This window comes from Aquisalinus luteolus (assembly GCF_009712425.2).
GTDB classification, from domain to species: Bacteria; Pseudomonadota; Alphaproteobacteria; order Caulobacterales; family Parvularculaceae; genus Aquisalinus; species Aquisalinus luteolus.
In genome coordinates, this window is sequence record NZ_VCJR02000002.1 from 694876 (window position 1) to 709541 (window position 14666).

Below are 14666 nucleotides of genomic sequence, written 5' to 3' on the forward strand. Positions count from 1 at the left end.
TTCGTTAACAGCGGCGCTTTTCCACACTAATTGCGCGGATCGAGACCTGAAAAGTCGAACAGGGCGGGGTCGAGCATGTGGCCGGGCTTCACGTGGGACAGGGCGCGGAATATCGTTTCCTTGCGGCCGGGGCTCTTGCGTTCCCACTCATCCAGCAATTGCTTCATCGCCTGGCGCTGGAGCCCGTCCTGCGAGCCGCAAAGGTCGCAGGGGATGATAGGAAAGGACAGGGCAGCGGCGTATTTGGCCAGGTCGTCCTCGGCACACAGGGCGAGCGGGCGCAACACGGTCAGGTCGCCTTCGTCGTTGAGCAGCTTGGGCGGCATCGCAGCGAGGGTGCCGCCATGGAACAGGTTCAGCAGGAACGTCTCCAGCGCATCCTCACGGTGATGGCCGAGGACGACGGACGTGCAGCCTTCCTCCCGCGCAATGCGATAGAGATTGCCCCGGCGCAGGCGTGAGCAGAGCGAGCAATAGGTCTTGCCCGCCGGAACCTTCTCGGTGACGACGGAATAGGTGTCGCGATACTCGATCCGATGGGTGATGCCATGCTGGTTGAGGAAATCCGGGATGGTGCTGGACGGAAAGCCGGGCTGGCCCTGGTCGAGATTGCAGGCGAGCAGGTCTGCCTGCAACAGGCCCTGCGCCTTCAGGTCCATCAGGATACCGAGCATCGCCCAAGAATCCTTGCCGCCAGACAGGCAAACCAGCCATTTTTCCGGTTTAGCGGGCTGACCATCTTGCTGCATGCCATAGGTGTCGATCGCCTCACGAGTCAGGCGGTTCAGGCGCTTGCGCAGCTTGTTGAAGGCGGTCGTCTGCGGCGCGTGACGCAGCAGGGCGATGGCATCCGGGTGGTCGAGAAGGTCCGTCATGCCATCGCCTTTAGCGGTTCTGCGGTATGTTTACCAGCGCCTCCTACCAGCGCCGGTAGGCAAAGGCATTCAGTGCATCGCGAGCGAGGCGCACATCGAACTGGCGCTCGTCGATATACCGGCGCAGGCGGCGAATGTCGCCGGAGAGGTCATCGAGCCGACTGCGATATTCATTTTCCGGCAGTTTCGTCCCGTCCTTGCGCTGGCGCTTGCGCAGATCTTCTATATCGTCTTCCTTGTCGTCGATCTGGGCATACAGACTGTTCAGGGCATTTTCCGCCGAGCGCAGGTTCGATTCGAGGCGATAGAGCTCGCGGCCTTCATTGTACGCAGCGAGGAATTCCGGCTCCAGCTCGACTGGGCAGACATTGCTGTAGCTTGATCCGCGCGAGCCGACTTCAAAGCCGTTGCGCGGCGTGCAATAGGTTCGAAGCCCGTCTTCATAGCCGCGATTATAGGCTGTCAGGTCTGCTTCCACGCCATATTCACGACACTGATTAACGCGGGTTTCCAGTGTCGAATAAGCCGCACCGTTGACCCCGTCATTGGCCCCGATTGCTGCCCAGTTGGCGGTCAGGCAGTCATCCTCTGACATCGACACGCAGCCGCCAAGCGCGACGCAGGCGATGAATAGTCCGGTCAGTTTCTTGAACATCGTGGTTCCTCCCTTCGACCCTCTCTTTACATGACAGAATAGCAATGTGGCGGCACTGTGTCAGCATAATGTGCACGGGCGGGATGATAATCACGAACGGGAGCGCCCAAGAAAAAAGCCGCCCGCATTGCGGACGGCTTTTGAAAAGTCCAGTTTCCCGAAAGTTCTAGCGGATGCCAGGCAGGTTCAGGATTTTCGCATCGCGCTTGATCGTCACTTCCTGACCGCCGGTGACGTTCTCGATGGACTGGCGGCGTTTTTCCAGCCAGTCATTCGGATCGTCGACACGCAGCGGTGCGGCTTCGTCATCGATCGTACCGTTGTTCACTTTCCAGAACAGCAGGCGGTTGGCGAGGCTGTCATCCTTTTCGGCCCAGCCGCCATTTTCGGCAGAAAGGATCGAACGGATGTTCGGATCTACATCGAGTGCACCGGATTGCTGGATCAGGACAAGCTCACCCTGGCTCGGTGGCTGGGAGGTCTGGTCACCGACGAGCAGCTGCTGGGCGCGTTGCGACGGGGATTGTTCCTGTGGGCGCGTCTCACCGGGCTTTGGCGGGCGCAGGGAATAATCCGGCGGAATGGTCAGCGGGGCCTTGGTGACGATGGCAAACTCGTCCGGCGGGTTTTTGCCGCCGCCAATGGCAGAGCGCAGGCTGGAGCAGCCGCTGGCGGCCAGGCCAACAAGGGCAATGGCCAGAACCGTGCGATAAAACGCTTGCATGGGTAACTCCCTGTAACTTCTGGCGGACACTATAACGCCGCTGTTCGCCGGATAAAAGCCGTTAACCGTGCTCTTGTCCAGCCTTGCTTGACTTGCTTGCCGCTTTCTCACGTTCGAGGCGTGGAGTCACGAAGAATGCGTCATAGAGCAGGCAGGCGACGCCAACATTGATGCCCGCATCGGCGATATTGAAGACCCAGGGGAAATAAAGCCCTGAAAAATCAAGGAAATCGACAACGGCGCCATAGACGATGCGGTCATAGGCATTGCCCAGCGCCCCGCCGATGATCAGCCCGACACCCAGCGCCGCGACCCGCCGTTTCAGCGAGGCGAGCCAGTAAATCAGCGCGATCGAGACACCGACCTGCAGGATCGACAGGCCAATGCGGGAGGTCATGCCCCCCGCGAACAGCCCGAAACTGACGCCGCGATTCCACACCATGGTCAGGTCGAAAATCTGCGAGATCTCGATCTGGCCGCAATAACGCGGGTTGGTCGGCGAGCAGAGCGGGCCGGCGAGCGTGTCATTGCGCAGGACGAGGAACTTCGTCAGCTGGTCGAGGACGATGACCACGGCAGAAAGAATGAGCGCGAAATGGGCATATGAATTCCTTGCGATCTGGTGGCGCCAGATCCGGAACCGTTTGCCCGGCCGCAATCCTTTCTTGCCGCTTGCCATCCGCTAGCCCGCCACCTTGTCATGGGCGGCAACAGCATCCTCGCAGCGATTGCACAGTTCGTGGGTTTCGGTGACCTCCGGCAGTATGCGCCAGCAGCGCGAGCATTTCCCGCCATCTGCACGGGCAGGAACGACACCGATGCCGGCGATGTCTTCCATGCGGAAGGCGTTCGCCGGAACCGGATCGCCGGTCAGCGTGATGGCAGAGGTGATGCACAGCTCGGCCATGTCGACGGAGGAGGCTGTCTCCAGCGTTGCCTTGTCCTCGATATGGACGACCGGGGCGGCTTCGAGCGAGGCACCGATGCGCTTCTCGCGGCGTTCCACTTCCAGCGCGCCGGTGATGACGCGGCGGACCTTGCGGATTGTGCCCCATTTCCCGGCCAAGGCCTCGTCTTTCCACTCTTCCGGTGCCTGCAGGAACAAGCGCAGGTGAACGGAAGAAGCAGACTGTTCCGGATGGCGGGAGAGATAGGCCTCTTCCGCCGTGAACGGACAGATCGGCGCGAGCCAGCGCATCAGGTAGTCGAGCAGGATATTCATCACCGTGCGCGCGGCCATGCGGCCCGGATCGTCCGGGCGGTCGCAATAAAGGCTGTCCTTGCGGATATCGAGATAGAGCGAGGACAGGTCGATGGAGCAGAAATCCGACAGGCGACGCCAGACGGTCTTGAAGTCATAGGCCTGGTAGGCCGCCGTGATCTCGCCATCCAGCTTGTGCAGCAGGTGCAGCACATAGCGCTCCAGTTCCGGCATGTCCTCCGGCTCGACTTCCTCCGTAGGCGCATAATTGGCAACGGCGCCGAGCAGGTAGCGCAGCGTGTTGCGCAGCTTGCGATAGCCGTCAACGGCGGAGCCGATGATCTCCTCGCCGATGCGCAGATCTTCGGAATAGTCGGCACTGGCGACCCAGATGCGCAGGATGTCGGCGCCGTATTTCTGGGTGACTTCCGCCGGGTCGGTCACATTGCCCTCGGTCTTGGACATCTTCCGGCCCTGCTCGTCGAGGACGAAGCCATGGGTCAGCACCGCCTTGTAAGGCGCGCGACCGCGTGTGCCGCAGCTCTCCAGCAGGGACGACTGGAACCATCCGCGATGCTGGTCGGAGCCTTCCAGATAGAGGTCGGCTGGTGCGGTCAGGTCGTTGCGGCCTTCCAGCACAAACGCGTGGGTCGAGCCGGAATCGAACCAGACATCGAGGATATCCTCGACCTTCTCATAATCCTCGGCCTTGTACTTGTCGCCGAGGAAGTCCTGCGCCGGGGTATCGAACCAGGCATCGGCACCGCGCTCTGCGATCGCCATGCGGATGCGGTTGTTAACGGCCTCATCGTTCAGCGGCTCGCCGGTCTTCTTGCTGGCAAAGATGGTGATCGGCACGCCCCAGGCACGCTGGCGGGAGACCAGCCAGTCCGGGCGGCCCTCGACCATGGTGCGGATGCGGTTGCGCCCACTTTCGGGATAGAACTTTGTGTCGGCGATGGCTTGCAGTGCTGTGTCGCGCAGGCCGCCTGTGCCAGTCCCGCCCATGCGGATGAACCATTGTGGTGTCGCCCGCCGGATGACCGGCGCCTTGGATCGCCAGGAGTGGGCGTCGCGGATCGTCGTCAGGCCACGGGCCAAAAGCGTGCCCTGTTCGGCGAGCAGGCGCATGACTTCCGGGTTCGCCTTGCCGGGTTCGCCAAGCTTCTTGCCGGAGGTGCGGATGATGTCGAGACCGCGCAGGGGTTCGGGCACTTCATCCGTGTAGCAACCGCTTTCGTCGACAATCTGGCGGATGTCGCCGGTCGAGCGGCCCGACGCGACGAAGACGTTGTAGTCGTCCTCGCCATGGGCAGGGGCGGTATGCACGAAACCCGTACCGGCATCGTCGGTGACGTGGTCACCGGCGAGCATGGCGATGTCGTGCTGCCAGAACGGATCGAGCCCGGCGAGCGGATGGCTCAGCTTGTAGGAAGCCGGGTCTTCGGCATCGGCGACGCGGGTCCACTCGGAGATCTTTGCGGCATCCTTGACGCTGTCGGCCAGCGCATCGGCGAGCAGCAGCTTTTCGCCAACCTTAGCATAAGGCGCAAAGCCCAGCTCTTCCTCGCTCATCACGGCGGTCACTTCGTAGACACCATAGGAGATCGAGGTGTTGTAGGAGACCGCCTGGTTAGACGGGATGGTCCATGGCGTGGTCGTCCAGATCACGACGGAGGTGTTGTCGGCATTCTTGACCGGGAACTTCACCCAGATCACCGGCACCTTTCGGTCGTGATATTCGACCTCTGCTTCGGCGAGCGCGGTCTGTTCGACCGGCGACCACATCACCGGCTTGGCACCGCGATAGACGAGGCCGTTCTCGATGAACTTCAGGAACTCACCGACGATGGCAGCCTCGGAAGCGAACTTCATCGTCGTATACGGGTCAGCCCAGTCGCCTTCGATGCCGAGACGGCGGAACTCACCCTTCTGGATGTCGATCCACTTGGCGGCATAGTCGCGGCAGGCCTGGCGGAATTCGGACGGCGGCACGTCGGCCTTGGCCTTGCCCTTTTCCTTGTATTGCTTTTCCACCTGCCATTCGATCGGCAGGCCGTGGCAGTCCCAGCCCGGCACGTAATTGGCGTTGAAACCCGACATCTGGCGCGAGCGCACGACGATATCCTTCAGCACCTTGTTCAGGGCATGGCCGATATGAAGGTGTCCGTTGGCGTAGGGCGGGCCATCGTGAAGGGTGAAGGCCGGGCGGTCCGCCGCCTCAACGCGCAGTTTCTCGTAGAGGCCCATCTCCTCCCAGCGTTTCAGGTGCTCCGGCTCTGCCTTGGGCAGGCCCGCGCGCATGGGGAAATCGGTGGTCGGCAGGAAAAGCGTATCGCGGTAGTCGCGCCCTGACGGCGCTTTCTTGTCATCAGCCATGGTCGGTCAGTTCTGTCTGTCTCTAGGGGGAAGTCTCTAGCGCGGGTTACCGCGCGGCGCAAAAGGTTTCGCCCGGACTCAAGCAGCCGATACGGCGCCGGAGGCCGGGCCGGTAATTCGCTGGGAGAATATGCTTGCCAGGCTGCACATGAGGAACAGCTTTTACGGATCATGACATCAGAGGCAAGAAAAAAGGCCCGGAGCGTCCGGGCCTTTTAGATTCGATGGTTGCCGCTCCTAGTAACGGCGACCGCGGTCCCTGTCCCTGTCCCGGCCACGATCGTCATAGCCGGAATAGCGATAGGAGGTCAGCCATGCGCGGCCGCGCTCGTACTGGCAGATGATGTCGCGTTCGCGAGAACGATAGCCGCGGCCATAATCGTATTCCAGGCCGACGGTCCAGCCATAGCCATCGCGGTCAGGCGTTGCGAAGTTCACCTTGTCGAAGCGATAGCCGCGGCGGCCATCCTGGTTCAGGCGTTGGTTGGCAACGGCGATGCAGCTGCGCACGGCATCATCGCGGCGGGCGGAAACATTGTCCCGGCCATAGCCACGGCCCGGGCGGTCATAACGGTCATTGTCGTAGCGGCGGTCACGGTCGTAACCACGATCGCGGTCATAGCCGCCGTTGTATCCACCGGCATAGACGACACCGAAATTGGCGCGGCAGCCATTGCGCACCCAGATGCGGTTGCGGTCATAGCCCCAGTCACGGCCTTCATAGCAGCTGGAGTTGGACTTGCGGTCCTGCAGGTAGACGCGCTGGACATTGCCGCCGAGATTGCAGGTCTCGTAGCGCATGTCGTCGGACTCGCAGTAAACGATGCGGGTCGATCCGCCATAGCGGTTATCACGGTCATAATTGGAGCCGACCTGAACTGATAGAGTCTGGGCCGAGGCGGCGCCGGTGATGGCCATGAGGCCGCCGGCAAGGACTGCGGTGATCGTAGAAAGCCTGAAACGGCTTGTGCGGGTAGGGGTATGGGTCATGGCGTTCTCCATGCTGGCGTTTCACTTATCCGCCCCCCGGCCCGTGAACTATGAACAGATTACCTGTCGATATTTTGCCATGATTAACGGAAATTAAGGCAACAGAGTGGCGCCGCCGCGGCGGGGCGGCAGCGGTTCATACGTTTGCGTGATGATAGCGGTGACAATCGGAAATTATTGCGTCAGCAGGCGGCGCGCCGTGGCGCTGTCTTCGGAAATCTGCGCTTTCAGCGCGTCGAGCCCGTCAAATTTCTGCTCTGGCCTGATGAAGTGGTGCAGCTCCACTTCCAGCGTCTCGCCATAGATGTTGCCGTTGAAATCGAAGATGTAAACTTCCAGCAAGACGCCCTCGCCGTCGACGGTGGGGCGGGAGCCAAAATTGGCGACACCGTTATGAGTCTCACCGTTCAGGTTTACCTTCACGGCATATACGCCTTTCGCCGGTTCGATCAGGTCACCAAGGCGGATATTCGCGGTCGGGAAATCGAGCGTGCGGCCAAGCTGCTTGCCTTTTTCGACGATGCCGGTGACCGACCATGGCCGCCCCAGAATTCGGGCAGTGTCCTGCGGCCTGCCTTCCTTGATCGCGTCGCGGGCATCGGTGGAGGAGAATTTCTCGACCGCGCCCTTGTCGGCGACCGGTTTGACGATCATCGGTTCGATCCCCGCCTTGCGGGCCAACTCGTCGAGCATCTGCGCCGTGCCGGAACGCTTGCGCCCGAACTGGAAATCCGCGCCGACGGCGATGCCTGACAGGCCGAGAATATTGCCGAGGATATCCTCGACGAATTCGGCCGGGTCCAGCATCGACAGGCGGCGGTTGAAGGGCAGCAGGAAGACGGTCTCCACCCCCTGATGCCCCAGAAGTTCGATCTTCTTGTTCAGCGTCGTCAGCAGAAAATTCTCCGTCTCCGGACGGAAGGCATAGCGCGGGTGTGGCTCGAAGGTGATCGCAGCCAGCGGCTTGCTCATGATCTCTGCCATCTTGCGCGCCTCGCCGATCAGGGCCTGGTGCCCGCGGTGGACGCCATCGAGATTGCCCATTACGGCGACGGTACCGCGGAAGATATCTTCAAGTGGGCAGTCCATCGGGGCGTGGATGACGGTCGCTTCGCTCATTTAAGCCCTTACCACTTCAAGGCTTCCATGGCAGCGGTCGCTGTCAGGCCGCGCTGGTCGAGCAGGTCGCCGACGAGCTGGCCATCGAGACGACCCTGATCGTTGCGGCCGATATCCTGCGAGATACCGTCGGCGATGAAAACGACGTCAAGATGCTGGCGGTTGGCGCCGAGAATGTCTGTGTTGAACCCGTCGCCGATGACGAGGATGCGTTTCGGTTTCTCACCGTCGCGGGCCTCGGCCAGACGCTCATAGGCAAGCTCATAGATCGGCGCGTGCGGCTTTCCGGCCATGATGACATTACCGCCGAGTTTTTCGTAGACTTCAGCCAGCGCCCCGCCGCAATAGATCAGGTCCTTGCCACGGCGCACAACAATATCCGGGTTGGCGCAGACAAAGGGCAGGTTCAATGCATGGGCCTTGCCGAGTAGTTCGTGATAGTCTTCCGGCGTTTCCGTCGCATCGTCGAAAAGCCCCGTACACAGAATGAAGGCGGCGTCTTCCAGCTCTGTGTAGTCGATGCCAAACGCGTCGAAGATCGTGTTGTCCTTGTCCGGCCCCAGCTTGAAGGCGGGCTTGCCCTCGAAACTTCTCACCGCCGCCAGTGTCGCATCGCCTGAGGTGACGACCCCGTCATAGGCCTCGCGCGACAGGCCGAGGCTGTCCAGCTGGTCCGGGATGACCGAGGACAGCCGCGGTGCATTGGTCAGGATGAAGACCGGGCCGTGCTTTGCACGGAATTGCGACAGTGCTTCTTCCACGCCGTCGAAAAGCTCTACACCATTATGGACGACGCCCCACGCATCGCAGAGCAGGGCGTCATAGTCAGGGGCAATCTCGCGCAGGGCGCTGATAATTCTGGTTTCTGGCATAGAGCCGAGGTAGCCCTGCACGGTGTGCCGGTCAAGCGGCGCCTATACCTCTACGGTCAGGTCCAGCGAGATGTTGGCGTTGAGGACCTTGGAGACCGGGCATCCTTCTTTCGCGCCGTGGGCGGCCTTTTCGACCGTTTCCTTGTTGGCGCCCTTTGCCACGATCCGCGTCGTCAGCTCGACCTTGGAAATCTCGAAGCCACCCTCAACCTGGTCGAGGACGACAACGGCCTTGGTCTCGATGCTGTCCGGTGTGATACCTTCCTTGCCGAGCTCGGCGGAGGTTGCCATGGAAAAGCAGCCGGCATGGGCAGCGCCGATCAGCTCTTCGGGGTTCGTGCCCTTGCCATCCTCGAACCGCGTGTTGAAGCCATAGGGCTGGGCATCCAGCACGCCGGATTCGGTCGAGATATTGCCCTTGCCGTCTTTCAGGCCGCCGGTCCACTGGGCTGATGCGTGTTTCTTGATCGACATGGTGATCTCCCTTGTTGGTTCAGTAGGGAGATAGTCTGAGGCGGCCCAGAAGCAATCAGTCCCGCGCCGGTTCCTGCCTTGTTGTCAGGTCTGGTTCCGGCGTGCCGGTATTGACGAGTCGGGCGAGGCGCGCCGCCTGTTCAACGATAACCCCGTCGACCGGCCCCGACCACGCATCCATATCAGCGTAACCGCCTACATTGTAATTGACCGTCAGCATGGTCTTTGTTTCGTCCTCCTCATCCGGCTGGATGATCCAGGACAGGGCACCGGTCACGCCGAGACCCTGCAATGGGCCCAGCGCACCGCGCATGACGAGGCGCTTGCCCTGCATTGCCGTAGCGATTTCCATATGTTTGACCTCATTGCCGTTCCAGCGCTCGCAGAAACAGCCGCCTGCGACGGGATCGAGGGAGAAATTCGCCGCATCCCCGGACCATGAGTGATCCTTGTTCCACCATGTCGACGGCTCGGTGAGAGCGGCCCATGTCTCGTCGGGCGTCGCATTGAGCCTAAACTCTATGGCAATGGTAAATCCTGTTTCGCTCTTGGTCTTCACCTCGGCCTGTGCCGTCGCGAACAGCGCGGTCGCTACGCAAATCCCCATTGCGATGAGTTTCATCATGTCTGCTTCCTCGTAATCCTCTCGGAACTATATACTATATATATCGGACTGACGCTCAGCATTATTCGATGGACGGCATTCATGAAACTATGGCGCAAATTCTGGCGCAGGGGCAGGCAGGAAGGCGGCTATGAAAAGATCATGCTGTTCGGCTGCCCGTGGATCGTGAAGTTCGATGTATATCTGATCCGTTATCTGACTGGCGACCATATTCCCCCTCACAATGATCCGGCTCCTGACGGTTGGGAGCATCATCGTTTCAATATGGTGTTGAGAGATTGCGAGGAGGGCGGAAAATTCCAGTGTCAGAATTTTCGCAGCGGGCGCTTTCTGGGCAAGCGCTGGATCAGGTTCAGACCTGATATCGAGACCCATTCCGTGAGCGAGGTGACAAAAGGCACGCGCTATATCTTCAGTGTAGGGTGGCTGCGGAAGTCGAAAACCAGTGCATGAAAAAAGGCCCGGGATGTCCCGGGCCTTTCTGCTTGTCTGTCATCTCTTCGAAGAGAATTACGATTGAGCCGGTGCGATGCGGATCTCGACGCGGCGGTTTTGCTGGCGACCGGCATCGGTGCCGTTGTCAGCGACCGGGCGCGTCTCGCCATAGCCCAAAGCACGAATGCGCGGAACGTTGACGCCTTGGGCAGCCAGATAGTTGCCGACGCTTTCGGCACGACGGATCGACAGGTCGAGGTTATACTGGTCGGCACCGGTGGAGTCCGTGTGGCCTTCGACGAGAATGGTCGTCTGGTTGTATTTCGCCAGGATCGTAGAAATGTCGTTCAGCGTGTCATAGAAGGCCGGGCGGATATCTGCCTGGTCGACGCCGAAGGTGATGGCGCCCGGCATGATCAGGTCGATATTGTTGCCGTTACGAACGACGCGGACACCGGAGGTTTCCAGGTCGGCGCGCAGTTCGGCCTCCTGACGGTCCATATAGTTGCCGATACCGCCGCCCAGGGCAGCGCCGGCAGCAGCGCCGATAGCGGCGTTCTTGGCGGTCTGTTCACCATCGGAGGTGTTGGTCAGGGCGCCGGCAACAGCACCGACGACGCCGCCAATGGCTGCGCCACGGGCGGTGTTGGACGTTTTTTGCTGACCGGTATACGGGTCGGTTGTTGTACAGGCGGCGGCTGCGAGAGCCATGGCGCTGACAGCGATAAGTTTGCGCATGGGAAAATCTCCTCAAATATCCTCGAATGGATATGGTTCATCCATACCCCTCAATCCAATTAGACGTGTTACGCGACGAATTTGTTCCCTCACAGCGTCATCAACGCCCATTTGTGAGGCTACAGGCATCGTCTACGCCGTCCTCTCGGTCGATGCCATCATTAACTTGGATCAAGGCAAAAATGTGCCCGCGATTGCGGCGGATTTCAGGGCGGGGGTCACATTTTTGTGGGCGGGCTTCTTGACAGTTTCCGGCTGCCCTCCTACCTCGCTGTTAGCACTGGGGCAGGGTGAGTGCTAACGCCTCCTCCGTGTCGGTGCAGACAGTAATTCGCGCCCTTCAACCCGGAGGGCAAGCCATCCATCAAGGGAGACGAACTCAATGGCTTTCAGACCGCTTCATGACCGCGTTCTCGTGCGTCGTATCGAAGAAGACACGAAAACCGCCGGTGGCATCATCATTCCGGATACCGCAAAGGAAAAACCGCAACAGGGCGAAATCGTCGCTGTCGGCAACGGCGCCAAAAACGAGAATGGCGAGATCACGCCGCTCGACGTTTCCGCTGGCGACAAGGTCCTGTTCGGCAAATGGTCCGGCACCGAGGTCAAGGTCGACGGTGAAGACCTTCTCATCATGAAGGAATCCGACATCCTCGGCATTCTCGACTAGGCCTCAGACCCAATAATCCAACGAAATCAACACTTTCAGGAGTAGACACACATGGCTGCCAAAGAAGTAAAATTCGATGCAGATGCCCGCGAGAAAATGCTGCGCGGCGTCGACATTCTCGCCAATGCCGTAAAGGTCACGCTCGGCCCGAAAGGCCGCAACGTCGTGATCGAGAAATCCTTCGGCGCCCCGCGCACCACGAAGGACGGCGTTTCCGTCGCCAAGGAAATCGAGCTTGAAGACAAGTTCGAGAACATGGGCGCGCAGATGGTCAAGGAAGTTGCTTCCAAGACCAATGACGAAGCCGGTGACGGCACCACGACCGCCACGGTTCTGGCCCAGGCCATCATCCGCGAAGGCTCCAAATCAGTTGCCGCCGGCATGAACCCGATGGACCTGCGCCGCGGTATCGACCTCGCCGTCGCCCGCGTCGTTGAATCCATCAAGGAAATCGCCAAGCCGGTTTCCGGTTCCGAGGGCATCGAGCAAGTCGGTACGATCTCTGCCAATGGCGAGAAATCCATCGGCGAGATGATCGCCCGCGCCATGGACAAGGTCGGCAATGAAGGCGTCATAACGGTTGAAGAAGCCAAGTCGCTGGAAACCGAGCTGGACGTCGTCGAAGGCATGCAGTTCGATCGCGGTTACCTGTCGCCTTACTTCGTGACCAATGCCGAGAAGATGCAGGCAGAACTCGAAGACTGCTACGTGCTGCTGCACGAGAAGAAACTGTCCAACCTGCAATCCATGCTGCCGCTGCTTGAAGCCGTCGTTCAGACCGGCAAGCCGCTGCTGATCATTGCCGAGGACATCGAAGGCGAAGCACTGGCGACCCTCGTCGTCAACAAACTGCGCGGCGGCCTGAAGATCGCTGCCGTGAAAGCACCGGGCTTCGGCGATCGCCGCAAGGCCATGCTCGAGGACATCGCTGTCCTGACCGGCGGCCAGGTCGTTTCCGAAGATCTCGGCATCAAGCTGGAAAATGTCGGCCTCGACATGCTGGGCACTGCCAAGCGCGTCGTCATCACCAAGGACGACACGACGATCGTCGACGGTGCCGGCGAGAAAGCCCAGATCGAAGCCCGCACGGCCCAGATCCGTCAGCAGATCGAAAACACCACCTCCGATTACGACCGTGAGAAACTGCAAGAGCGTCTGGCGAAACTGGCCGGCGGTGTTGCCGTGATCAAGGTCGGCGGTGCGACCGAGATCGAAGTGAAGGAGCGCAAGGACCGCGTCGATGACGCCCTGAACGCTACCCGCGCTGCGGTCGAGGAAGGTATCGTCCCGGGCGGTGGTACGGCGCTGCTGTACGCCTCCAAAGGTCTCGACGGCCTGAAGGGCGAAAACGCCGACCAGGATGCCGGTATCGCCATCATCCGCCGTGCGACCCAGGCACCGATCCGCCAGATCGTCGCCAACGCAGGCGGCGAAGGCTCGATCGTCGTCGGCAAGCTGCTGGAGCAGGACTCTACCTCCTTCGGCTTCAACGCCCAGACCGATGAGTATGGCGACCTGCTCGCCATGGGCATCGTCGACCCGGCGAAAGTCGTCCGTCACGCCCTTCAGGATGCAGCCTCGGTTGCCGGCCTGATGATCACGACGGAGGCGATGGTCGCTGACAAACCAAAAAAAGATGACGCCGCTCCCGCCATGCCAGATGGCGGTATGGGCGGCATGGGTGGCATGGGCGGAATGGGCTTCTAAGGAAGTCTCGCTCAACCATCCAGACATGTCTTCTGGACGAAAGGCGGCCTCTCGGGGCCGCCTTTTTGTTTGATCAAATTCTTAAACTGATAGCTCTAAGTTTTTGCCCTTTTTGGGTGCTGCTATGTTCAGCTTATTCATAAAGTCGTTCCAAGATCCACTTGTTTTCATGAGCATGATTACGCCGTGCAAGTGCTGAGCTAGAGCTGGGTGGCCAACATCCTCGCTTAGCCACTGATGGTGACGAGCTTTTCGACGACCCTTCTCATCCTTTGGGTTTTTACGCTCTAGCTCTTCCAGAATTCCCGGCGCTAGACGGTCGTATACAATATCATTCGTGTACTTAGCTACTACTTGTGGCTTTCTGACCTGAACGCCTTTCCACTCCCAGCCTCTAAGGCGAAAAATTTGCTTGTAGAATTCATCCGGAAATCGTTTTGCCCACGCTGCAAGTTCTTTGGCGAGATATTTATCAAGGATTTTCTGTAAGGCTTGGCGGTCTCGAACTTCTTGATAACCAGTAGCTTCATCAACAAGGGCGATAATGCCGACATTGGCTAGGCCTCTCATCAAAACGTCGGAAGCTTTGATAATATGATGATAATTTGAAGGTATAGACTTTTCTTCCTCTACTAATGCATCACGGTATTTGAGATATACTTCCGCAACAGCAGGGAGCGCGGAGGCGTCATATCCAACGGCCTTGGAACCATTTTCGGTTCTGTAAAAAATCGGCTCGATTGCCTTCTTCAAATCATCGTCGACAAAGGGCTGCAAAACTTGTGCGCTAAGAAAGAATGGAAGCTTATCGACTGTGCTCAATACGCCTGTACCGGCTTTAGGCGACCTAGACCTGCCGATACCGCGCAGAAATGAAGCCTGACTGATTACCCTCGTTCCGTCCGGCAAAACAGCACAGTCGATTGACTTATCACCGATTGAGAATTCACCTTCAAAATGCGCTATTGGGGTGTCCTTGGCCCACCTTGCGGCTGCCGCTTTTCTGGCAATCTCTCTGCGCTGTTCAGGTGTAAGCGCTGATGCTCGGGCTTTTCCACCAATCGATTTCGATTCATCTTTTTCAGACATTCAAGCCTCCATGCTTGCAAAAATGGTCATGCAAGCATATGCATGCAAATTTTTTATGCAAGCATTTTTTGTGCTGCTTTTCTCGGTGACGCGCTATCTGTATGGTAGGCCTT

The 14666-nt window shown here is 59.4% G+C and carries 15 protein-coding genes; 3 read left to right on the forward strand and 12 right to left on the reverse strand.

Features of this window, described 5'->3' with window-relative positions:
- Positions 1-26: 26 nt before the first annotated feature.
- The 10 genes from ttcA to FF098_RS11940 all read right to left on the reverse strand — a co-directional run bounded on the left by ttcA (position 27) and on the right by FF098_RS11940 (position 9914).
- On the reverse strand, positions 27-875 hold the full coding sequence (ttcA, locus tag FF098_RS11895) for a tRNA 2-thiocytidine(32) synthetase TtcA (RefSeq protein WP_155140756.1): 849 nt from the start codon (positions 873-875) through the stop codon (positions 27-29).
- A gap of 43 nt (positions 876-918) precedes the next feature.
- Positions 919-1530, reverse strand: coding sequence for a DUF2799 domain-containing protein (locus FF098_RS11900; RefSeq protein WP_155140758.1), 612 nt, complete (start codon positions 1528-1530; stop codon positions 919-921).
- A 166-nt stretch (positions 1531-1696) separates the two neighbouring features.
- Positions 1697-2254 carry a DUF3035 domain-containing protein gene (locus FF098_RS11905; protein WP_155140760.1) on the reverse strand — a complete coding sequence of 186 codons (558 nt, stop codon included), beginning with the start codon at positions 2252-2254 and terminating at the stop codon, positions 1697-1699.
- Between the two features lie 61 nt (positions 2255-2315).
- Positions 2316-2933: a signal peptidase II gene (gene lspA, locus FF098_RS11910; RefSeq protein ID WP_155140762.1), complete on the reverse strand. Its 618-nt coding sequence runs from the start codon at positions 2931-2933 to the stop codon at positions 2316-2318.
- Positions 2934-2936: 3 nt separating this feature from the next.
- Complete coding sequence (ileS, locus tag FF098_RS11915; protein ID WP_155140764.1) at positions 2937-5834, reverse strand: isoleucine--tRNA ligase; 2898 nt, start codon at positions 5832-5834, stop codon at positions 2937-2939.
- Positions 5835-6071: 237 nt separating this feature from the next.
- Positions 6072-6824, reverse strand: a complete 753-nt coding sequence (locus tag FF098_RS11920; protein WP_166426504.1) for a DUF3011 domain-containing protein — start codon at positions 6822-6824, stop codon at positions 6072-6074.
- A gap of 174 nt (positions 6825-6998) precedes the next feature.
- A complete protein-coding gene (locus FF098_RS11925; protein ID WP_205967483.1) occupies positions 6999-7943 on the reverse strand; it encodes a bifunctional riboflavin kinase/FAD synthetase in 945 nt (314 codons plus the stop codon).
- 8 nt (positions 7944-7951) lie between these two features.
- Positions 7952-8815: a TIGR01459 family HAD-type hydrolase gene (locus FF098_RS11930; RefSeq protein WP_155140768.1), complete on the reverse strand. Its 864-nt coding sequence runs from the start codon at positions 8813-8815 to the stop codon at positions 7952-7954.
- A gap of 42 nt (positions 8816-8857) precedes the next feature.
- Positions 8858-9289, reverse strand: coding sequence for an OsmC family protein (locus FF098_RS11935; protein ID WP_155140770.1), 432 nt, complete (start codon positions 9287-9289; stop codon positions 8858-8860).
- A 55-nt stretch (positions 9290-9344) separates the two neighbouring features.
- Positions 9345-9914, reverse strand: coding sequence for an SRPBCC family protein (locus FF098_RS11940; RefSeq protein WP_155140772.1), 570 nt, complete (start codon positions 9912-9914; stop codon positions 9345-9347).
- A gap of 81 nt (positions 9915-9995) precedes the next feature.
- Here FF098_RS11940 and FF098_RS11945 point away from each other — a divergent pair, with 81 nt between their 5' ends.
- On the forward strand, positions 9996-10367 hold the full coding sequence (locus FF098_RS11945; RefSeq protein WP_155140774.1) for a 2OG-Fe(II) oxygenase: 372 nt from the start codon (positions 9996-9998) through the stop codon (positions 10365-10367).
- Positions 10368-10424: 57 nt separating this feature from the next.
- Here FF098_RS11945 and FF098_RS11950 read toward each other — a convergent pair whose 3' ends face one another.
- Complete coding sequence (locus FF098_RS11950) at positions 10425-11087, reverse strand: OmpA family protein (protein ID WP_155140776.1); 663 nt, start codon at positions 11085-11087, stop codon at positions 10425-10427.
- A 382-nt stretch (positions 11088-11469) separates the two neighbouring features.
- Here FF098_RS11950 and groES point away from each other — a divergent pair, with 382 nt between their 5' ends.
- Complete coding sequence (gene groES, locus FF098_RS11955) at positions 11470-11757, forward strand: co-chaperone GroES (RefSeq protein ID WP_155140778.1); 288 nt, start codon at positions 11470-11472, stop codon at positions 11755-11757.
- A gap of 51 nt (positions 11758-11808) precedes the next feature.
- A complete protein-coding gene (gene groL, locus FF098_RS11960; protein ID WP_155140780.1) occupies positions 11809-13464 on the forward strand; it encodes a chaperonin GroEL in 1656 nt (551 codons plus the stop codon).
- Between the two features lie 81 nt (positions 13465-13545).
- Here groL and FF098_RS11965 read toward each other — a convergent pair whose 3' ends face one another.
- A complete protein-coding gene (locus FF098_RS11965; protein WP_155140781.1) occupies positions 13546-14553 on the reverse strand; it encodes a P63C domain-containing protein in 1008 nt (335 codons plus the stop codon).
- Between the last annotated feature and the right edge of the window lie 113 nt (positions 14554-14666).